Origin of the sequence: Bacillus basilensis (genome assembly GCF_050630465.1) — a bacterium.
Taxonomy (GTDB): Bacteria; Bacillota; Bacilli; order Bacillales; family Bacillaceae_G; genus Bacillus_A; species Bacillus_A basilensis.
In genome coordinates, this window is sequence record NZ_JBNTQO010000026.1 from 1 (window position 1) to 18,662 (window position 18,662).

Annotated in this window: 30 protein-coding genes; 2 read left to right on the forward strand and 28 right to left on the reverse strand. The window is 38.7% G+C overall.

What is annotated here, in order from left to right; translation table 11 throughout:
• Positions 1-162: 162 nt before the first annotated feature.
• Entirely contained in the window at positions 163-381 is a 219-nt protein-coding gene (locus ACQVV1_RS27455) for a hypothetical protein (RefSeq protein WP_016089662.1), read from the reverse strand.
• Positions 382-551: 170 nt separating this feature from the next.
• Here ACQVV1_RS27455 and pdaB point away from each other — a divergent pair, with 170 nt between their 5' ends.
• Positions 552-1,316, forward strand: a complete 765-nt coding sequence (gene pdaB, locus ACQVV1_RS27460; RefSeq protein WP_063222360.1) for a polysaccharide deacetylase family sporulation protein PdaB — start codon at positions 552-554, stop codon at positions 1,314-1,316.
• 118 nt (positions 1,317-1,434) lie between these two features.
• On the opposite strand, the gene kbaA is transcribed toward pdaB, so the two are convergent.
• The gene (kbaA, locus tag ACQVV1_RS27465) at positions 1,435-2,046 is read right to left on the reverse strand and encodes a KinB signaling pathway activation protein KbaA (RefSeq protein WP_242256471.1); all 612 of its coding nucleotides are present in this window, start codon (positions 2,044-2,046) and stop codon (positions 1,435-1,437) included.
• A gap of 139 nt (positions 2,047-2,185) precedes the next feature.
• On the opposite strand from kbaA, the gene gerD reads away from it, so the two are divergent.
• On the forward strand, positions 2,186-2,803 hold the full coding sequence (gerD, locus tag ACQVV1_RS27470; protein WP_048562644.1) for a spore germination protein GerD: 618 nt from the start codon (positions 2,186-2,188) through the stop codon (positions 2,801-2,803).
• Between the two features lie 56 nt (positions 2,804-2,859).
• Here gerD and ACQVV1_RS27475 read toward each other — a convergent pair whose 3' ends face one another.
• From ACQVV1_RS27475 to rplE, 26 genes are all read right to left on the reverse strand, one after another.
• A complete protein-coding gene (locus ACQVV1_RS27475; protein WP_016089666.1) occupies positions 2,860-3,927 on the reverse strand; it encodes an Mrp/NBP35 family ATP-binding protein in 1,068 nt (355 codons plus the stop codon).
• Between the two features lie 145 nt (positions 3,928-4,072).
• On the reverse strand, positions 4,073-4,786 hold the full coding sequence (gene cwlD, locus ACQVV1_RS27480; RefSeq protein WP_309259596.1) for an N-acetylmuramoyl-L-alanine amidase CwlD: 714 nt from the start codon (positions 4,784-4,786) through the stop codon (positions 4,073-4,075).
• A gap of 66 nt (positions 4,787-4,852) precedes the next feature.
• The gene (locus ACQVV1_RS27485; RefSeq protein ID WP_001101006.1) at positions 4,853-5,281 is read right to left on the reverse strand and encodes a YbaK family protein; all 429 of its coding nucleotides are present in this window, start codon (positions 5,279-5,281) and stop codon (positions 4,853-4,855) included.
• Between the two features lie 162 nt (positions 5,282-5,443).
• Positions 5,444-5,836, reverse strand: coding sequence for a 30S ribosomal protein S9 (rpsI, locus tag ACQVV1_RS27490; protein WP_000079986.1), 393 nt, complete (start codon positions 5,834-5,836; stop codon positions 5,444-5,446).
• Positions 5,837-5,857: 21 nt separating this feature from the next.
• A complete protein-coding gene (rplM, locus tag ACQVV1_RS27495; RefSeq protein ID WP_001260793.1) occupies positions 5,858-6,295 on the reverse strand; it encodes a 50S ribosomal protein L13 in 438 nt (145 codons plus the stop codon).
• A gap of 152 nt (positions 6,296-6,447) precedes the next feature.
• Positions 6,448-7,191, reverse strand: a complete 744-nt coding sequence (truA, locus tag ACQVV1_RS27500; RefSeq protein WP_309259595.1) for a tRNA pseudouridine(38-40) synthase TruA — start codon at positions 7,189-7,191, stop codon at positions 6,448-6,450.
• Between the two features lie 14 nt (positions 7,192-7,205).
• The gene (locus tag ACQVV1_RS27505) at positions 7,206-8,000 is read right to left on the reverse strand and encodes an energy-coupling factor transporter transmembrane component T family protein (protein ID WP_242256475.1); all 795 of its coding nucleotides are present in this window, start codon (positions 7,998-8,000) and stop codon (positions 7,206-7,208) included.
• The gene (locus ACQVV1_RS27510; protein WP_242256477.1) at positions 7,988-8,869 is read right to left on the reverse strand and encodes an energy-coupling factor ABC transporter ATP-binding protein; all 882 of its coding nucleotides are present in this window, start codon (positions 8,867-8,869) and stop codon (positions 7,988-7,990) included. Before ACQVV1_RS27510 ends, ACQVV1_RS27505 begins: the two co-directional genes overlap by 13 nt.
• Positions 8,845-9,687: an energy-coupling factor ABC transporter ATP-binding protein gene (locus ACQVV1_RS27515; RefSeq protein ID WP_142332871.1), complete on the reverse strand. Its 843-nt coding sequence runs from the start codon at positions 9,685-9,687 to the stop codon at positions 8,845-8,847. Before ACQVV1_RS27515 ends, ACQVV1_RS27510 begins: the two co-directional genes overlap by 25 nt.
• Before the next feature lie 103 nt (positions 9,688-9,790).
• Entirely contained in the window at positions 9,791-10,153 is a 363-nt protein-coding gene (rplQ, locus tag ACQVV1_RS27520) for a 50S ribosomal protein L17 (RefSeq protein WP_000331490.1), read from the reverse strand.
• Between the two features lie 35 nt (positions 10,154-10,188).
• On the reverse strand, positions 10,189-11,133 hold the full coding sequence (locus ACQVV1_RS27525) for a DNA-directed RNA polymerase subunit alpha (RefSeq protein WP_000569643.1): 945 nt from the start codon (positions 11,131-11,133) through the stop codon (positions 10,189-10,191).
• 180 nt (positions 11,134-11,313) lie between these two features.
• Positions 11,314-11,703, reverse strand: a complete 390-nt coding sequence (gene rpsK / locus ACQVV1_RS27530; protein ID WP_000101797.1) for a 30S ribosomal protein S11 — start codon at positions 11,701-11,703, stop codon at positions 11,314-11,316.
• 24 nt (positions 11,704-11,727) lie between these two features.
• Complete coding sequence (gene rpsM, locus ACQVV1_RS27535; RefSeq protein WP_000090790.1) at positions 11,728-12,093, reverse strand: 30S ribosomal protein S13; 366 nt, start codon at positions 12,091-12,093, stop codon at positions 11,728-11,730.
• A 21-nt stretch (positions 12,094-12,114) separates the two neighbouring features.
• Positions 12,115-12,228 (reverse strand): 50S ribosomal protein L36, encoded by a 114-nt coding sequence (gene rpmJ, locus ACQVV1_RS27540; protein WP_000868344.1) that lies wholly within the window; start codon positions 12,226-12,228, stop codon positions 12,115-12,117.
• A 35-nt stretch (positions 12,229-12,263) separates the two neighbouring features.
• Positions 12,264-12,482 carry a translation initiation factor IF-1 gene (gene infA, locus ACQVV1_RS27545; RefSeq protein ID WP_001029884.1) on the reverse strand — a complete coding sequence of 73 codons (219 nt, stop codon included), beginning with the start codon at positions 12,480-12,482 and terminating at the stop codon, positions 12,264-12,266.
• A gap of 68 nt (positions 12,483-12,550) precedes the next feature.
• Entirely contained in the window at positions 12,551-13,297 is a 747-nt protein-coding gene (map, locus tag ACQVV1_RS27550; RefSeq protein WP_000582539.1) for a type I methionyl aminopeptidase, read from the reverse strand.
• On the reverse strand, positions 13,297-13,947 hold the full coding sequence (locus tag ACQVV1_RS27555) for an adenylate kinase (RefSeq protein ID WP_060629213.1): 651 nt from the start codon (positions 13,945-13,947) through the stop codon (positions 13,297-13,299). Before ACQVV1_RS27555 ends, map begins: the two co-directional genes overlap by 1 nt.
• A gap of 56 nt (positions 13,948-14,003) precedes the next feature.
• Complete coding sequence (gene secY, locus ACQVV1_RS27560) at positions 14,004-15,305, reverse strand: preprotein translocase subunit SecY (RefSeq protein ID WP_060629212.1); 1,302 nt, start codon at positions 15,303-15,305, stop codon at positions 14,004-14,006.
• Entirely contained in the window at positions 15,305-15,745 is a 441-nt protein-coding gene (gene rplO, locus ACQVV1_RS27565; protein WP_000766083.1) for a 50S ribosomal protein L15, read from the reverse strand. Before rplO ends, secY begins: the two co-directional genes overlap by 1 nt.
• Positions 15,746-15,778: 33 nt before the next feature.
• A complete protein-coding gene (gene rpmD / locus ACQVV1_RS27570) occupies positions 15,779-15,961 on the reverse strand; it encodes a 50S ribosomal protein L30 (protein WP_001085231.1) in 183 nt (60 codons plus the stop codon).
• A 13-nt stretch (positions 15,962-15,974) separates the two neighbouring features.
• Entirely contained in the window at positions 15,975-16,475 is a 501-nt protein-coding gene (rpsE, locus tag ACQVV1_RS27575) for a 30S ribosomal protein S5 (protein ID WP_000554646.1), read from the reverse strand.
• A gap of 21 nt (positions 16,476-16,496) precedes the next feature.
• Complete coding sequence (gene rplR / locus ACQVV1_RS27580; protein WP_000628818.1) at positions 16,497-16,859, reverse strand: 50S ribosomal protein L18; 363 nt, start codon at positions 16,857-16,859, stop codon at positions 16,497-16,499.
• A 31-nt stretch (positions 16,860-16,890) separates the two neighbouring features.
• Positions 16,891-17,430, reverse strand: coding sequence for a 50S ribosomal protein L6 (gene rplF, locus ACQVV1_RS27585; RefSeq protein WP_063222355.1), 540 nt, complete (start codon positions 17,428-17,430; stop codon positions 16,891-16,893).
• Between the two features lie 32 nt (positions 17,431-17,462).
• On the reverse strand, positions 17,463-17,861 hold the full coding sequence (rpsH, locus tag ACQVV1_RS27590; RefSeq protein ID WP_000245511.1) for a 30S ribosomal protein S8: 399 nt from the start codon (positions 17,859-17,861) through the stop codon (positions 17,463-17,465).
• 29 nt (positions 17,862-17,890) lie between these two features.
• Complete coding sequence (gene rpsN, locus ACQVV1_RS27595; RefSeq protein WP_001085700.1) at positions 17,891-18,076, reverse strand: 30S ribosomal protein S14; 186 nt, start codon at positions 18,074-18,076, stop codon at positions 17,891-17,893.
• Between the two features lie 33 nt (positions 18,077-18,109).
• Positions 18,110-18,649 (reverse strand): 50S ribosomal protein L5, encoded by a 540-nt coding sequence (gene rplE / locus ACQVV1_RS27600; RefSeq protein ID WP_001080830.1) that lies wholly within the window; start codon positions 18,647-18,649, stop codon positions 18,110-18,112.
• Between the last annotated feature and the right edge of the window lie 13 nt (positions 18,650-18,662).

Below are 18,662 nucleotides of genomic sequence, written 5' to 3' on the forward strand. Positions count from 1 at the left end.
TTCAAAGAACTACTTGGTCGCTCATTTGCGACTTCCTTATGTTAACATCTTCGTTTTTCGATGTCAACTAAGTTTTTTAATTTCTTTTTTTTCGTCTTCTGCGTTTCTGCATCAGCGACGGTTATTAATTTATCATATAATAACCATTAACGTCAATACTTTTTAATAAAAAGTTCTTTTTCTTACATAACGAATACATTCCTCTGCATTGGCGACTCTTCGAAACAAACAAAAAATGATTTTATATCTTTCTTCCATCGCTTTTTTTACAACCTCATGAATGCGTTCATCTTCAAAGTCAAATAAAAGTTCTTCTAACTCTCTCTTCAATATGTATTCCATTTCTTTTTTCTCTTCTTTCGTTAACATAAATCCAAGCAACTCATCACCTCAATCATTTCTTACAGAGCAATAAACATTCCGCTCATTTTCACTTATCAAAATCCTATCATTCATTATATCCACTACCTACGATATTAATCCCTTGTTCTCTTTTTTATATTTACAGCATATATGTAACTGAAAAGGATTGGACAAAGGGGCGTAATATTATGTTTTTCTTTTTTATTACGAGTAAAAGAAACTTTAAACACATTAGCTTAATAGTGATACTTTCCTTATTTACAGCATGGCTACTCTTTTTGAAAACATATTCACATGAGTCTGCTTTTTCAACTGCTACAGGACCTAAAGTTATTTACAAAGGCGACACCTCTAAAAAACAAGTTGCATTCACGTTTGATATTAGTTGGGGAGACAAAAAAGCAATTCCAATCCTTGATACACTTAAAGAAAAGGACATTAAGAATGCAACCTTCTTCCTTTCTGCAGCATGGGCAGAAAGACACCCTGATGTTGTTGAACGCATCATAAAAGATGGACATGAAATCGGTAGTATGGGTTATAATTACACATCCTACACTTCTCTAGAGACAAATGAAATACGAAGAGATCTTTTGCGAGCACAAGATGTTTTTACAAAACTCGGTGTGAAACAAGTCAAGCTATTACGTCCACCTAGTGGAGACTTTAACAAAGCAACACTTAAAATAGCAGAATCACTCGGATACACTATCGTTCATTGGAGTAATAACTCAAACGACTGGAAAAACCCTGGTGTAAACAATATCGTTTCCACTGTCTCTAACAATTTGAAAGGTGGAGATATCGTCTTATTACACGCATCCGATTCTGCTCTTCAAACAAATAAAGCTTTACCACTGCTCCTACAAAAATTAAAGAGTGATGGGTATGAACAAATATCAGTATCACAACTTATTTCCAACACAAGTACAAAAAGTGAAGATGTACAGTAATTCTTTTCCCTCGTGCCTTCACTCATAAAAAGCTCTACTACCTTTCATTAAGGTAGTAGAGCTTTTTTTATCCCGATATTTACATTCGGACAACTACTCTGCTAAAAAACTATCTTCGTTAGGCCGACTTACTCGTTTTCCCAATTAAACGATGTAATATAAGTAACTGATATGCATTACATAATAATAGCGGTATAACCATTAAATATAACCAATCGGTATCATTAATCCGAAGCGCTGGTACCCATTCGAGAATTGTTACAACAACCATAAAGAACAAAGCAGGCACAAATGCCTTTTTATTCGTTTCTTTACTCTTTACATAAGCAACAATTGCTCCGAACACAAATAATATTCCAGCAACAAGTATGTTATTCCCTAATGAAACTTCCCCATTTGCAATCAGTACGGATCTTAAATACACGAAATCAAATAAAACAAATGCAATAAAGAAAAGCTGTACTGCATTCCATAAAGAAGATGATCGAAACATACCTAGCCCAAAACGATGGATTGTTAAATAGGCAAAGAACCCCATTTGACTTATAACACTAAAAATAAATCCTACACCCATCAACCAAAAGGAAACTGCTAAAATCTCCTTTCCGTCGAAATTTTGAAAAAATTTAGCGTACTTGTCCCACTCCAAAACAAACCCAATAATGACCGTACTAATCCCACCAAGAAACAACGTCGTAAAAAATAGTCGTACCCACTTGCGGCTATTCACAACACATCCCCCATTATCCTTATATTTCTAATTAAATTGTATCAATGACAATTTCAAAAAGCTAGCCATGTTCATGTATAAATTCCTTAAAGATATTTATATTAAAAAGAGAGAACTGTGCTGAAAGGAGTTCCAACTTATGAAACGGATGCTGCTCGTTTTGACTTCTTCTTTTCTATTTCTTGTACTTGTAGCATGTGCACAAGAAAAAGAAGCAAAGTCCGAACTTGATTATGATCAAACAAAGAAAATGATTGTTGATATTTTAAAAACCGATCAAGGTAAGAAAGCCATTCAAGATGTGTTAACTGATGAAAAAATGAAACAAGCACTCATACTAGATGAAACAGTAGTAAAGAAAACGATTGAAGATGCAATGGTATCCGACAAAGGGCAACAATTCTGGGAAAAGCTCTTTAAAGACCCTGAGTTCTCATCAAAATTTGCTAAAAGTATGGGGAAAGAACAAACAACCTTAATGAAAACATTACTAAAAGACCCAGAATACCAAGCAGGCGTTATAGAAATTATGAAAAACCCTGAAGTAGAAAAAATGATGTTACAAACAATGAAGAGCAAAGAATACCGTCAATATTTACAACAAGTACTAACAGAAACTGCTGAAAGCCCACTCTTCCAAGCTAAGATGATTGATATTATTAGTAAAGGTGTACAAAAAGCCGAAAAAAGCGGATCTGATAAGAAAGAAGCAGGCGGCGAGGGGGGTTCCCAAGACGGTAAAAAGGAACAGCAGTAAAAATAATAACGATAATAATGAGTGGACAATATATGTATCGCCCACTCATTATCATTTTATTTTTGTGCAACAGCTGTTTTATCAATTACTGTCTCAGCTATCGTGCGATAAATAAGACCTGTCGTATGTGTATCTTCATATACTGACGGTGCAAAGTCTTCTTTATTCCAATCGGGTTGTTGAAGCGGGATTCTGCCAAGTACTTCTGTTTGAAGTTCTGTAGCTAATTTATCTCCTCCACCTCTTCCGAACACATATTCTTTTTCACCGGTTGTTTTACTTTCGAAATAAGCCATATTTTCAACAACACCAAGAATACTATGTTCTGTACGTAAAGCCATAGCTCCAGCACGCGCTGCTACAAATGCCGCTGTTGGATGCGGCGTTGTTACAATAATCTCTTTACAAGCCGGCAACATTGAATGTAAATCTAGCGCAACATCACCTGTACCCGGTGGTAAATCTAAAACTAAATAGTCTAAATCGCCCCACTCCACTTCTGTAAAGAAATGATTTAACATTTTCCCAAGCATAGGCCCTCTCCAAATAACCGGTGCATTATCTTCTACAAAGAATCCCATCGAGATTACCTTTACACCTAGACGCTCCACTGGAATTATTTTATCTCCTCTTACAACAGGACGTTTTTCTATCCCCATCATATCCGGTACGCTAAAACCATAAATATCGGCATCAATTATACCAACCTTTTTCCCTAGACGAGCTAAAGCAATGGCAAGGTTAACAGAAACTGTTGATTTTCCGACTCCACCTTTTCCACTCGCTACTGCTAAAAATGTCGTTTTTGAATTTGGCGACAATAAAGATTCATTTTGCTCTTCTTCCTGTTCCGGTGCAAACTGAGCTAATTCCTCTTCTGTAAATTCTGCAAAGCGAAGCCCTACTGTTGCTGCCCCTAGTTCTTTTACTAATTTTACAATTCCAGATTGCAACTGCATTTGTTCCGCAGTACCGGTTTTTACAATTGCAATTTTAACACTTACATGTTCCTTCTCAGGCTTGACTGTTACCTCTTTAATTGCACCTGTTTCTTTTAACGTTTTATGTAAAAACGGATCTACAATCCCTTCTAACGCTTCCACTACTTGCTCTTTCGTTACCATAATTAGCCCAGCCCCCTGTATGAAAAATAACGTAATGTTAAATTAAATGTCTCTCTCTTTATTTTTGAAATAAATGCGTTTACATTTCCAGTATAACATATTTTCGGAAAACTTCGTTAACGAGAGAAACTCAAAAAAATCCTCCTTATTCTGGAGGATTTCCTTTTTCCGTGAAATAACGTAATATACCACGATATACTGCAGCCGCTACCTTTTGCTGATATTTCTCCGAATTTAACATATACCTTTCATTTACATTCGATAAAAATCCAGCTTCAATTAAAGCGCCTGGTGTTTTCGCATGCTTTAATAAATACACATGAGAAATTGTTTTAGCAGAACGATTCGTATTCTCTAAACTCGTTCTCAATTCAGCTTGTATAAATTTCGCAGCACGTTCATTTTCAATCGAAGAACGGTAATAGAACGTTTGTGCGCCTTTCGATCCACTACTAGTTAAAGCGTTTAAATGAATACTCGCAAAAAAGTCTACATCAGGTTTATTAATAATCTCTACACGCTTTTTTAAATCCTCTGCTTTACGTCTACTATATGATTTTGTATCTTTCTGAGCTAAATCATAATCTCCATCACGCGTTAAAATGACTAGTGCACCTTGCTCTTGTAAATAATCTTGTACCTTCTTTGTAATCTCAAGCGTAATATCCTTTTCTACAATATCCTTTCCACCAACAGCCCCTCCGTCTGGCCCACCATGCCCAGCATCTAATACAATTACTTTCCCTGATAAGGGTAAATTCCAAGCTCGCCACGATTTTGTAATTTGAAACTCTTGTTTGACTAAAAAAAACAAAACAACCGCAGCGAGTGCAAAAGAGATAATTCGAATTCTCTTCATACCTTTCCTCCTCCAGCTAGTCCCTCTAATTACTTATATGGGACAAGAGGAAAGTTTATGCTTGTCTTAATGAAGCTTTAAACGATATCTTCTTTCACCTTTTTCATACCCCTCCTGCCACCATAAGCCGATAAACTGTTGGCAAGATTCAAAAAGCAATTCCTCATCTTGTAACTTAATTTCCCTCATAGTCATGCTAGTTAAAAATTGAAATAGTGTTTCTGTTAATTGTTGCTCTTCTTCTAAGGCTCTATATTTCACATCAAAGAATGATTCACCATAATAACCAAACTTACTGTATCTCGCTCCTAATAAATACGACTCTATCCCTAATTCAATACAATAATCTTCATACTGACGATGAAGTTCCTGCATCTGAAAGGCATCCCTAATATTTGAACGTAATGTTTTTAATGATAATTCTCGCAGCATCTTCCGTTCATATTTCAACTGCTTTTCTTTTTGTTTTTCTTGTAAGCTGACAATGACATTCATAGTACTTATAAACCTCCCTAATACGTATTAGTCTAAACTTCTAAAGAAGAAGCATACGCGAGAGGATAGCACTAAAATATTCCAAACTACAAAAATCAAAAAAGAGGAATGAAACATAAAAAAACCCCAACCAAAATGGTTGGGGTTTGTAGTTCGCAAAAATTAACGTTTTGAGAACTGAGGTGCACGACGTGCGCCTTTAAGACCGTATTTTTTACGCTCTTTCATACGTGCGTCACGAGTTAATAGACCTGCACGTTTTAGTGTTAGACGGTATTCTGGATCAGCTTTTAATAAAGCGCGAGAAATACCGTGACGAATAGCACCAGCTTGACCAGTGTATCCACCACCATTTACGTTTACAAGTACATCGTAGTTACCTAAAGTTTCTGTTGCAACTAGAGGTTGTTTCACTACTTCACGTAATGCAGCAAATGGGATATAGTTTTCAAAATCACGACCGTTAATGATAACGCGTCCTTCGCCTGGAACTAGGCGTACGCGCGCTACTGAACTCTTACGACGTCCAGTGCCATAGTATTGAACCTGTGCCAAAGTAAGCCCTCCTTTAATTGATTATCCGCGAAGTTCGTAAACTTCTGGTTTTTGTGCTTGGTGTGGATGCTCTGCTCCAGCATACACGTTTAGTTTCTTAGAAACTTGACGGCCTAAGCGTCCTTTTGGAAGCATGCCTTTAATTGCAAGCTCTAACATTTGTACAGGGTAGTTTGTACGCATTTCTAGAGCTGTTCTTTGTTTAAGTCCACCTGGGTGGTTAGTGTGACGGTAGTAAATTTTATCGTTTAATTTATTACCTGTTAAATGAATTTTCTCAGCGTTAATAATAATTACATGATCACCCGTGTCAACGTGTGGTGTAAATGTAGGTTTGTTTTTACCACGTAAAATGGATGCTACTTCACTAGCAAGGCGACCTAAAGTTTGACCTTCAGCATCAACCACATACCATTTACGCTCAACTTCGTTAGCTTTTGCCATAAAAGTCGTACGCATGTGTTTCCCTCCTCGTTATCTTTTCCATAGAAAAAATCTATTGTTTATCTTAAACACGATTTCCTTCCGGGGCTAATCGTGGTTTTAGAAACAATACCATATGTTATGATATACTTTTGAGTTTCTAATGTCAAGCAAATGTTACACCAGGATTAGTTGTTATAGTTTACCTGCCATAAGTAAAGCCCATGACCTGGAGCCATCTTTCCAGCAAACTGACGATTTTGTTTCGCCAAAATCTCTGGAATGCTATCAGGATCAAGCTTTCCCTGCCCTACGCTAAGCAACGTACCAACAATAATTCTGACCATATTATATAAAAATCCATTCCCTACAAAACGAAAAATTAATTCATCGTCTTGCTCAATTAACTCAATTTCATAAATTGTTCGCACTTTATCTTTTTTGTCAGTTTTTGCCGAACAAAAAGAAGTGAAATCATGCGTTCCGATAAAATAAGGAATCGCTTTTCTTATAGAATTGATTTCGAGCGGATATGGATATTGATATACGTAATTTCTACGGAATACATCCGCAGTCTTTGATAATAATACACGGTAACGATATTCTTTTCTCTCGACACCGTAACGCGCATGAAATTCTTCTGTTTTTTTCTCTACCTGTCTGATAACAATATCATCTGGCAGCATTGTGTTTAATGCATTACTCCATTGCCACTCTTCAAGAGACAACGGTGTATCAAAATGTATGACTTGTCCTTTAGCATGAACGGTAGAATCCGTCCTGCCCGATGCCTGAACACGAACAAGTTCTCCTTTATGCAATTTCTGCAAAGCTTTCTCTATCTCTTGTTGAACAGTACGATGCTGCGGCTGAATTTGATAACCACAAAAATGCAGGCCATCATATGCAACCGTACATTTTATTCTATCCATTTCTCTATTCTCCATTACGATCGCACCCATGCCAAAATACAAGCTAAACAAAGTAAGCTTATAATCGTTACTGTATCGCTTATTTTCCAGCGTAGTTGCCTAAATTTAGTACGTCCTTCGCCACTTTGATATCCACGAGCTTCCATAGCAATTGCTAAGTCCTCTGCACGCTTAAAAGCACTAATAAATAGAGGGACAAGTAGTGAAATAATAGCTTTCATCCTATCTTTTATCGGTCCCCCTGCGAAATCAATACCACGTGACGCTTGTGCCTTCATTATTTTACTCGTTTCATCCATTAATGTCGGGATAAAACGAAGAGAAATTGACATCATTAATGCGATTTCATGAACAGGAACTTTTATACGCTTCAACGGCTTTAATAACGTCTCCAGACCATCTGTAATCTCAATAGGTGTCGTCGTTAGCGTTAATAATGTTGTTATTAAAATAATAACGAAGAATCGTATAGAAATGTATATCCCTTGCTCTAATCCTTTTTCATGTATCGAAAACCAACCAAGCTGGAATAGTACTTCCCCTTCTTTATTTGTAAAAATATGCAGGAAAAATGTAAAAAGAAAAATCCATAGAATTGGTTTTAAGCCCGAAAGTACATAACGAATCGGCACTTTTGCAAAAAATAAAGCAATGAGTGCATATAAAAATAAAAATCCATATGAAATCGCATTATTTGCTAAGAAAACAACAAATACATATAAAAAGACAATCAGCAGCTTCGTACGTGGATCAAGTTGATGAATAAGCGAATTCCCTGGAATATACCTTCCAATAATCAACTGCTGCATGATTCATGACCACCTTTTCGTAATACCTGCACAACTTCATGAGTAAGATCCTCTAAAGATAAGGTAGCCTTTGGAATTGAAATACCAAACTTCTCTTCAATCGCACGTTTATACTTTAAAGACATAGGAAGATCCACGCCAATTTTCTCTAATTCATCAGCATGTGAAAATACTTCCTCTGCACTTCCTTGCAAAAAGACCGTTCCTTTATGCATAACTACAATCTGCTGCGCATATTGAGCAGCATCCTCCATATTATGCGTTACAAGGATAACTGTAAGACCTTTCTCCTTATGAAGCTTATAAAACATCTCCATAAGTTCATTCTGCCCTTTAGGATCTAGTCCAGCTGTAGGTTCATCTAAGACAAGCACTTCAGGTTCCATCGCCAGTACGCCTGCTATCGCAACACGCCTCATTTGCCCACCGCTTAACTCAAATGGCGAACGTGTTAACAGTGCTGGTTCTAATCCTACAAGTTCAATTGCCTCTCTTGCCTTTTGCTTCGCTTCTTCTACAGATACTCCAAAATTAGTAGGGCCGAAACAAACGTCTTTCTCCACAGTCTCTTCAAATAACTGATGTTCTGGGAATTGAAAGACAACCCCTACTTTTTTACGTAGTGGCTTTAGCTTTTTCTCTTTCTTTCCTGCCGAAATAAAATGTTCCCCAATTTGAACGGTACCACTTGTCGGCTGCAATAAACCATTTAAATGTTGAATCATCGTCGACTTACCTGAACCAGTATGACCGATAATGGCATAATAGCCCCCACTTGGAAACGACACGTCCACATCATAAAGTGCGCGTCTTTCAAACGGAGTTTTATATTGATAACGATGTTCTACTTTTTGGAATGTAATCTCCAAAGTTCGTTCACCAAGCTTTCCATTGTAAGATGCGTATTTTGCAAGAGAATTTCATTTCTTTTTAATAATTCTGCTATTTTCACTGAAAATGGTACATCTAATCCAATTTCTTGGAGCATATGAGAGGACTTGAAAATTTGTTCTGGAGTCCCTTCCTCTAATATCTCTCCCTTATTTAAAATAATGACACGGTCTGACTGTGCCGCTTCTTCTAAATCGTGCGTAATTGATAACACGGTAATACCTTTTTCATTAACAAGTTGTCTAACCGTTTCTACTACTTCACGTCTCCCTTGGGGATCTAACATTGAAGTTGCTTCATCTAGTATTAAAATAGATGGCTGAAGTGCTAAAATACCTGCTATTGCCACTCGCTGCTTTTGTCCACCAGATAACGAATGAGGCTCATCATTAAGAAAATCTTCCATACGGACAAGTCGCAAGGCCTGTTCTAATCTTTCTATCATCTGCTCTCTTGGCATTCCGATATTCTCTAAACCAAATACAACATCATCTTGCACTGTTGTTCCAACAAATTGATTATCTGGATTTTGAAATACCATTCCAATTTGTTTTCGAACATCCCATACCGTTTCCTCTGATAAAACCATTGTATCGTTTACTGTAATTGTCCCTGCTTCCGGCAAAAACAAACCATTCAATAATTTTGCAAGTGTAGACTTCCCTGAACCGTTTTGTCCAATAACAGATACCCATTCTCCCTCATATAAGGAAAATGAAACATCTTTTAATGCATAAGTGGCTGCCCCAGGATATTGAAATGATATATTTTCTGTCCGAAGTTTCTCTTTTTTCAATACAAGGCACCCTTTCCTTCGCCAAGTTAACCTATTTTTATATTTAAAAAAAAGGGCCATGACCAGTTTCTTGAAAAGAACTGTCCTGCCCTTTTAATTATCATTATACTAACTCGATAATTACCATTGGTGCTGCGTCTCCGCGACGTGGACCAATTTTTGCAATACGAGTGTATCCGCCTTGGCGCTCAGCATAGCGTGGAGCTACATCAGCGAATAATTTTTGAAGTGCATCTTGACCAGTCTCAGCGTTAGCTACTTCATTGCGAATGAAAGCTGCTGCTTGACGACGAGCATGAAGATCTCCGCGTTTACCTAAAGTGATCATTTTTTCCACTACAGAACGAAGTTCTTTTGCACGAGTTTCTGTCGTTTGGATGCGCTCGTTGATAATTAAATCAGTAGCTAAGTCACGTAACATAGCTTTACGTTGCGCACTTGTACGGCCTAATTTTCTGTATGCCATTCGTAGTTCCCTCCTTTGTTGATGGGTTTAAATCCTCAGTCGTCTTTACGTAAACCTAAACCTAATTCCTCAAGTTTATGTTTAACTTCTTCTAAGGATTTACGTCCTAAGTTACGAACTTTCATCATATCTTCTTCTGTTTTGTTCGCAAGCTCTTGTACAGTATTAATTCCTGCACGTTTTAGGCAATTATAAGAACGAACAGAAAGATCTAGTTCTTCGATAGTCATCTCAAGAACTTTCTCTTTTTGATCTTCTTCCTTCTCGACCATAATCTCAGCATTTTGTGCTTCGTCAGTTAAACCAACAAAGATATTTAAATGCTCAGTTAAGATTTTGGCACCTAAAGAGATAGCTTCTTTTGGCCCGATGCTTCCATCCGTCCATACATCAAGCGTAAGCTTATCATAATTAGCCACTTGTCCGACACGTGTCTTTTCCACTTGATAAGTCACACGTGATACCGGCGTATAAATAGAATCAATAGGAATTACTCCTATTGGTTGATCTTCGCTTTTATTTGCATCAGCTGGCGTATACCCACGGCCACGCTTTGCAGTTAAACGCACGCGGAAATGCGCATCTTTTGCTAACGTTGCAATGTGTAAATCTGGATTTAAGATTTCTACATCACTATCGTGAGTAATATCAGCAGCTGTGACAATACCTTCGCCCTGCACATCAATTTCCAACGTCTTCTCTTCTTCAGAGTAGATTTTAAGAGCTAACTTTTTCAAGTTTAAGATGATCGTCGTAACGTCTTCTACTACGCCCTCAACTGTTGAAAATTCATGTAATACGCCATCGATTTGGATAGCAGTAACAGCGGCACCAGGGAGTGAGGATAAAAGAATACGACGTAAGGAGTTACCCAAAGTAGTACCATATCCACGCTCAAGCGGTTCAATTACGAATTTACCATATTTAGCATCTTCGTTAAGTTCAACCGTTTCGATTTTCGGCTTTTCGATTTCAATCATTAACTAAACCCTCCTTCAAAACGTCGAAACCCCGGTTAAACAAAGGTATAACCTCTGTTTAACCGAAAGTCCCCCTTAGGCAGTTCCCGATTGTGCACAACAAGCGATGTTTCTGTACGAAATTTCTCGATAATGCATCATATCCATTATAGACAAAAGGGAAAATTCTATACAGAAAAATTACACACGACGACGTTTTGGCGGACGACATCCATTATGAGGAACTGGAGTAACATCTCTAATTGCTGTTACTTCTAGACCTGCAGCTTGAAGAGCACGAATTGCAGCTTCACGACCAGCACCAGGACCTTTAACAGTAACCTCTAAAGTTTTTAAACCGTGCTCCATTGCAACTTTAGCAGCAGCTTCAGCAGCCATTTGCGCAGCGAATGGAGTAGATTTACGAGATCCACGGAAACCAAGTGCACCAGCACTAGACCAAGAAAGTGCGTTACCGTGAGTATCTGTAAGTGTTACGATTGTGTTGTTGAAAGTAGAACGAATATGAGCTATACCAGCTTCGATATTCTTTTTCACACGTTTTTTACGAGTGTTTGTTTTACGTGCCATTGTTAGTTCAACCTCCTTTACTTATTATTTCTTTTTATTTGCTACTGTACGACGTGGACCTTTACGTGTACGAGCATTGTTTTTAGAGTTTTGACCACGAACTGGTAAGCCACGACGGTGACGAAGACCACGGTAAGAACCGATCTCCATTAGACGTTTAATGTTAAGAGATACTTCACGACGAAGGTCTCCCTCAACTTTAATACGATCGATGATATCACGGATACGTCCTAATTCGTCTTCCGTTAAATCACGAACTCGTGTTTCTGAAGAAATACCAGCTTCAGTAAGAATTTTTTCAGCAGTTGTGCGACCAATGCCGAATACGTAAGTTAAAGAAATAACAACGCGTTTGTCTCGAGGAATATCTACACCTGCGATACGTGCCATTCTGAATGCACCTCCTTCTGATTAACCTTGTTTTTGTTTATGTTTAGGGTTTTCACAAATAACCATTACTTTTCCACGTCTACGAATAACTTTACATTTTTCGCAGATTGGTTTAACTGACGGTCTTACTTTCATGTCTCGAACCTCCTTAAAGATTACGGAGTGCTATATTATTTAAAACGGTACGTAATACGACCACGATTTAAATCGTACGGAGATAATTCTACCGTAACTTTGTCTCCTGGTAAAATACGAATGAAGTTCATACGGATTTTACCAGAAACGTGAGCCAATACGACATGCCCATTCTCTAATTCTACTTTGAACATAGCATTTGGCAACGTTTCAAGAACGGTACCTTCGACTTCAATTACATCATCTTTAGCCATTCAATAGTTCTCCCTTCTTCAAATCAGTAACATTTTACACTGCTCTGAAATCCCGGAGAGCCAGCTACTTATAAAGTGGTAAGGATTTCGTATCCTGCTTCTGTAAGAGCAATCGTGTGCTCAAAATGGGCACACCATTTACCATCTACCGTTACCACTGTCCAGTCATCAGATAGTGTTTTTACATATCGTCTTCCTTGATTCACCATCGGCTCAACACAGATGACCATTCCCGGCTTTAATCTAGGGCCTCTATTTGGTGGACCATAGTGCGGGATTTGAGGGTCCTCATGTAAGTCTTGCCCGATTCCGTGACCAACATACTCCCTAACGATCGAGAATCCATTCTCTTCAGCATGGGTTTGAACCGCATGTGAGATATTTGATAATCTTTCGCCTGGTTTTACTTGTTCTAGACCAAGATACAACGATTTTTCTGTGACATCAAGTAGCTTTTGAACAGATTCAGAAATGTTTCCAACTGGATACGTCCATGCAGAATCTCCATGGTACCCATTGTATTTCGCACCAATATCGATACTGATGATATCGCCCTCTTTGAGCTTGCGCTTCCCTGGAATTCCGTGTACAAGCTCTTCATTTACAGAAGCACATATGCTCCCCGGAAATCCGTTGTATCCTTTAAAAGATGGCGTAGCACCATATTTTTGAATCGTCTTTTCCGCTATTTGATCGAGCTCTTTCGTTGTAATTCCTGGAGTAATGTGCTGTTTTAACTCTTGATGAGTTAAAGCAACGATCCTGCCAGCTTCTCGCATGATTTCTATCTCGCGAGGAGTTTTGCAGATTATCATTACGCTAAGCCTCCGATGAGAACATCGATATCAGCAAATACTTTATTGATATCTTGCTCACCATTAATGCTTTCTAAGTAACCAAGCTCCTCGTAGAAATCAAGCAAAGGTTTTGTTTGCTTAATATTTACATCTAAACGATTTGCTACAGTTTCTTCATTGTCATCAGAGCGTTGGTATAATTCGCCACCACATTTATCGCACACATCAGCTTTCGCTGGTGGATTGAATTCTAAGTGGTAAGTCGCACCGCACTCTTTACAAATGCGACGGCCTGTAAGGCGTTTTAATAACAACCCTGAATCCACATTAATGTTTAAAACATAGTCGATTTTTTTGCCAAGATCTTTCATAATTTCTTCAAGAGCTGATGCTTGTGCAACAGTTCGTGGGAAACCGTCTAGTAAGAATCCTCTTACGCAGTCTTCTTGGCTTAAACGATCACGAACGATTCCGATTGTAACTTCATCTGGGACAAGAGCACCTTTATCAATAAAAGATTTAGCTTGTAAACCCATTTCAGTTTCAGCCTTCATAGCTGCACGGAACATATCTCCTGTTGAAATGTGAGGGATGTTATACTTGGCAACAATCTGTTCGGCTTGTGTACCTTTACCAGCACCAGGAAGCCCCATTAAAATTAAGTTCATCCTTGTTCCCCCTCAGAGTACATGAGCATGTAGGGAAGACGCTTCTTCCCACTTACTCACTGCTTGATAAACCCTTTGTAATGGCGTTTTACCAGTTGGCTTTCTAGCTGCTTCATTGTTTCTAAAGCAACGCCGACAACGATTAACATACTCGTTCCACCAATCTGTGCAGATGGAGGAAGATTTCCCAGTTTCGTAAAGATAACTGGTAAGATTGCAATCGCTGCTAGGAAAATTGATCCTACAAAGGTCAAACGATACAAGATTTTTGTTAGATATTGTTCCGTATTCTTACCCGGACGAATACCTGGAACATATCCACCTTGCTTGTTTAGATTCTCTGACATCTGCTCTGGATTAACCTGAACAAACGCATAGAAATATGTGAAGGCTACAATGAGCGCAACATATATGATCATTCCCACTGGGTGAGAATAGTTAAAGTTTGCAATAATCCACTGCGATACATCATGTTTCGGGAAGAACTGTGCAATAGTTGGTGGTGTAATTAAGAATGAAACAGCAAAAATGACTGGAATAACACCCGCACTATTTACCTTAAGTGGTAAATGAGTGTTTTGTGCTCCAGCATGATTCCCATTCGCTCCTGTTACACGCTTCGCATATTGAATTGGGATCTTTCTAACAGCCTGTTGAATGAAAATAACACCCACAATAACTGCTAGCACAGCTAGTAAGATCAATGCAACTTTAACGATACTCATGAACAATTGATCTCCGATATTTTGAAACTGTTGCTGATACACTTGAGATATAACACTTGGGATCGCTGCGGCAATACCACCAAAGATAAGGATGGAAATACCATTACCTACACCTTTAGCTGTAATCTGTTCACCTAACCACATTAAAAATGCAGTACCAGCAGTCAGTACCGTAGCAATGTATAAATAAGTGCTCCAACCAGGATTCAAAATTAATTGCCCACCTACCATACCGTTAAAACCGATTGACATACCAAACCCCTGAATAAACGCAAGAACAATTGTAAAGTAACGCGTGAATTGCGTTAGTTTACGACGGCCCATTTCACCTTGCTTTGACCATTCCGAAAATTTAGGAACAACATCCATCTGCAATAATTGCACGATGATGGATGCTGTAATATACGGCATGATTCCCATCGCGAAGATGGAAAAGTTTTTCAAGGCGCCACCGCCAAATGTATTTAGGATACCTAAGGCATTTAATTGATCTTGTGCTTTCAGTACGTCTCCATTTGTAAATGGCACGGGGATAAACGTGCCAATCCTGAATACGATTAACATCGCTAAAGTGAATAATATTTTACGTCTTATCTCAGCAACGCGCATAAAGTTGGAGATTGTACGAAACATTAGATCACCTCAACTGATCCGCCAGCTGCTTCAATTGCTTCTTTAGCACTTGAAGAGAACTTGTGCGCTTTAACAGTTAATTTTTTCTCTACTGCTCCGCTTGCAAGAATTTTAACACCGTCGTTTAACTTGCTGATAACGCCAGTTTCCAGCAATAATTCAGGTGTTACTTCTGTACCATCTTCAAAACGATTTAACGTTGATAAGTTTACAATAGTAAACTCTTTACGGTTAATGTTTGTGAAGCCGCGTTTTGGTAAACGACGGAATAATGGAGTTTGACCACCTTCGAAGCCAAGACGAACACCGCCACCAGAACGTGCGTTTTGTCCTTTATGACCTTTACCAGCAGTTTTACCGTTACCAGAACCGATACCACGACCGACACGGTTACGTACTTTACGAGAACCTTCTGCAGGTTTTAATTCATGAAGTTTCATTCCCAGGCACCTCCTTATATTAATGAGTTATCCTTAAGCTTCTTTTACAGTTATAAGGTGAGAAACTTTGTTGATCATACCAAGAATAGCAGGAGTTTCTTCCTTAACTACAGTTGAATTCAACTTTTTAAGACCTAAAGCTTCTACCGTCGCACGTTGATCTTGTGGACGACCAATTACACTACGAGTGAGGGTAATTTCTAACTTTTTCGCCATTTGTTTTCCCTCCTTAACCTAGTAGCTCTTCTACAGATTTACCGCGTAATTTTGCAACATCTTCAGCGCGCTTAAGTTCGCTTAATCCGTTCACAGTAGCGCGAATCATGTTGATTGGTGTGTTAGAACCAAGAGATTTCGAAAGAATATCTTGTACACCAGCTAATTCAAGTACCGCACGAACAGGTCCACCTGCAATAACACCAGTACCTTCAGCAGCAGGTTTTAAGAATACTTCACCAGCTCCAAAATGACCGTTGATTGTGTGTGGAATTGTTGTACCAACTAATGGTACAGCGATTAAGTTTTTCTTAGCGTCTTCGATAGCTTTGCGAATTGCGTCTGGTACCTCTTGTGCTTTACCAGTACCGAATCCAACATGACCGTTTTTATCGCCAACTACAACTAGTGCAGCAAAGCGGAAACGACGACCACCCTTAACAACTTTCGCGACACGATTTATCGTAACTACACGTTCTTCAAGTTCTAATTTACTTGGGTCAATGCGATGCATCAATTTTCCCTCCTTTGACCATTAAAATTGTAATCCAGCCTCACGAGCAGCTTCAGCTAGAGCTTTAACACGGCCATGGTATAAGTAACCACCGCGATCAAATACTACTTCTTTAACGCCTTTCTCTACAGCACGCTTAGCAACTGATTCTCCTACTTTCGTAGCAGCTTCAGTATTGCTAGTACCGTTAAGAGCAAGGTCTTTATCAAGAGTAGATGCACTTACTAACGTTACACCATTCACATCATCAATAACTTGAGCGTAAATATGTTGATTAGAACGGAACACGTTTAAACGTGGACGTTCTGCAGTACCAGTAAGTTTAGCACGTACACGTGCATGTCTTTTCTTACGAGTCGCATTTTTATCAGCTTTAGTGATCATTCTTGTCACTCCTTTCTCTCACCTAACGGGTTTACTTAGCAGTTTTACCTTCTTTACGACGAACAACTTCGCCTTCGTAACGAATACCTTTACCTTTATATGGCTCAGGAGCACGTACAGCACGGATGTTAGCAGCAAATTCGCCAACACGTTGCTTGTCGATACCTTTGATTACGATTTTAGTTGGTGCAGGTACTTCAACTTCAAGACCTGCTTCCGGAGTCATTTCTACTGGATGAGAATAACCTACGCTTAATACAAGTTTATCTCCTTGTTTTTGAGCACGGTAACCAACACCGACTAATTCAAGTCCGCGTGCGAAACCTGTAGTTACACCTTCAACCATGTTTCCGATTAAAGCACGAGTTGTACCGTGTAATGCACGGTGTTCCTTCTGTTCAGATGGACGCTCAACTGTTAGTGTATTTTCTTCAATTTTGATAGACATATCAGCATTGAATTTACGAGTTAATTCACCTTTAGGGCCTTTTACTGTTACAGTATTGTCTTCTGCAATTGTAATAGTAACACCTGCAGGGATTTCAAGAATCTTTTTACCAATACGAGACATGTGGTCACACCTCCGTTCGTTTTAAATATATATTACCAAACGTATGCTACTACTTCTCCACCAGTTTGTAATTGACGAGCGTCTTTATCTGTCATTACTCCCTTAGATGTAGAAACAAGAGCGATACCTAATCCGTTAAGTACACGTGGTACTTCATCAGCTTTAGCGTAAACGCGTAAGCCAGGTTTACTGATACGTTTTAATCCAGTGATTACACGTTCATTGTTTGCACCATATTTCAGGAAAATACGAAGGATACCTTGTTTGTTATCCTCGATGTATTCTACATCACGAATGAAACCTTCACGTTTTAAAAGTTCAGCGATCTCTTTTTTGATTTTAGAAGCAGGAACCTCTAATTTCTCATGACGTACCATGTTCGCATTACGGATGCGAGTAAGCATGTCTGCAATTGGATCTGTCATCACCATGTGTTTTACCTCCTTCCCATTTGTGGGTTTTACCAACTAGCTTTTTTAACACCAGGAATTTGACCTTTATATGCAAGTTCACGGAAACAAATACGGCAAAGCTTAAATTTGCGGTATACAGAATGCGGACGACCGCAGCGTTCGCAACGTGTATACTCTTGTACTTTAAACTTAGGAGTACGCTTTTGTTTCGCTATCATAGATTTTTTAGCCACGTTTTCGCCTCCTCTACTTAGCGTTGGCTTCCATTATTTTTGGAATGGCATACCGAATTGTGTTAAAAGTTCACGAGCTTCTTCATCAGTTTTCGCTGTAGTAACGATTACGATGTCCATACCGCGGACTTTGCTTACTTTATCATAATCAATCTCAGGGAAGATAAGTTGCTCTTTAACACCTAATGTGTAGTTCCCACGACCATCAAATGATTTCTTAGAAACACCACGGAAATCACGTACACGTGGTAAAGAAACTGATACTAATTTGTCGAAGAACTCATACATTTGCTGTCCGCGTAAAGTTACTTTTGCACCGATTGGCATACCTTCACGAAGACGGAAACCAGCGATTGATTTTTTAGCACGAGTTACAACAGGCTTTTGACCTGCGATTTGTGTTAATTCTTCTACTGCATTGTCTAAAGCTTTTGAGTTAGATACCGCGTCACCAACACCAGTGTTGATTACGATCTTTTCGATTTTCGGTACTTCCATCACAGATTTATAGTTAAACTTGCTCACTAGAGCAGGAGTAATTTCCTTTTGGAACTTCTCTTTAAGGCGATTCAATGAAGTGACCTCC

Excerpts from the sequence above, each read along its gene's own strand:
- pdaB (WP_063222360.1), top strand. The coding sequence starts at position 552 with ATGTTTTTCTTTTTTATTACGAGTAAAAGAAACTTTAAACACATTAGC.
- gerD (WP_048562644.1), top strand. The coding sequence starts at position 2,186 with ATGAAACGGATGCTGCTCGTTTTGACTTCTTCTTTTCTATTTCTTGTA.
- ACQVV1_RS27475 (WP_016089666.1), bottom strand. The coding sequence starts at position 3,927 with ATGGTAACGAAAGAGCAAGTAGTGGAAGCGTTAGAAGGGATTGTAGAT.
- cwlD (WP_309259596.1), bottom strand. The coding sequence starts at position 4,786 with ATGAAGAGAATTCGAATTATCTCTTTTGCACTCGCTGCGGTTGTTTTG.
- ACQVV1_RS27485 (WP_001101006.1), bottom strand. The coding sequence starts at position 5,281 with ATGAATGTCATTGTCAGCTTACAAGAAAAACAAAAAGAAAAGCAGTTG.
- rplM (WP_001260793.1), bottom strand. The coding sequence starts at position 6,295 with ATGCGTACGACTTTTATGGCAAAAGCTAACGAAGTTGAGCGTAAATGG.
- truA (WP_309259595.1), bottom strand. The coding sequence starts at position 7,191 with ATGGATAGAATAAAATGTACGGTTGCATATGATGGCCTGCATTTTTGT.
- ACQVV1_RS27505 (WP_242256475.1), bottom strand. The coding sequence starts at position 8,000 with ATGCAGCAGTTGATTATTGGAAGGTATATTCCAGGGAATTCGCTTATT.
- rplQ (WP_000331490.1), bottom strand. The coding sequence starts at position 10,153 with ATGGCATACAGAAAATTAGGCCGTACAAGTGCGCAACGTAAAGCTATG.
- ACQVV1_RS27525 (WP_000569643.1), bottom strand. The coding sequence starts at position 11,133 with ATGATTGAAATCGAAAAGCCGAAAATCGAAACGGTTGAACTTAACGAA.
- rpsK (WP_000101797.1), bottom strand. The coding sequence starts at position 11,703 with ATGGCACGTAAAACAAACACTCGTAAAAAACGTGTGAAAAAGAATATC.
- rpsM (WP_000090790.1), bottom strand. The coding sequence starts at position 12,093 with ATGGCACGTATCGCAGGTGTAGATATTCCTCGAGACAAACGCGTTGTT.
- rpmJ (WP_000868344.1), bottom strand. The coding sequence starts at position 12,228 with ATGAAAGTAAGACCGTCAGTTAAACCAATCTGCGAAAAATGTAAAGTT.
- infA (WP_001029884.1), bottom strand. The coding sequence starts at position 12,482 with ATGGCTAAAGATGATGTAATTGAAGTCGAAGGTACCGTTCTTGAAACG.
- map (WP_000582539.1), bottom strand. The coding sequence starts at position 13,297 with ATGATAATCTGCAAAACTCCTCGCGAGATAGAAATCATGCGAGAAGCT.
- ACQVV1_RS27555 (WP_060629213.1), bottom strand. The coding sequence starts at position 13,947 with ATGAACTTAATTTTAATGGGGCTTCCTGGTGCTGGTAAAGGTACACAA.
- secY (WP_060629212.1), bottom strand. The coding sequence starts at position 15,305 with ATGTTTCGTACAATCTCCAACTTTATGCGCGTTGCTGAGATAAGACGT.
- rplO (WP_000766083.1), bottom strand. The coding sequence starts at position 15,745 with ATGAAACTTCATGAATTAAAACCTGCAGAAGGTTCTCGTAAAGTACGT.
- rpmD (WP_001085231.1), bottom strand. The coding sequence starts at position 15,961 with ATGGCGAAAAAGTTAGAAATTACCCTCACTCGTAGTGTAATTGGTCGT.
- rpsE (WP_000554646.1), bottom strand. The coding sequence starts at position 16,475 with ATGCATCGCATTGACCCAAGTAAATTAGAACTTGAAGAACGTGTAGTT.
- rplR (WP_000628818.1), bottom strand. The coding sequence starts at position 16,859 with ATGATCACTAAAGCTGATAAAAATGCGACTCGTAAGAAAAGACATGCA.
- rplF (WP_063222355.1), bottom strand. The coding sequence starts at position 17,430 with ATGTCTCGTATTGGTAAAAAGATTCTTGAAATCCCTGCAGGTGTTACT.
- rpsH (WP_000245511.1), bottom strand. The coding sequence starts at position 17,861 with ATGGTGATGACAGATCCAATTGCAGACATGCTTACTCGCATCCGTAAT.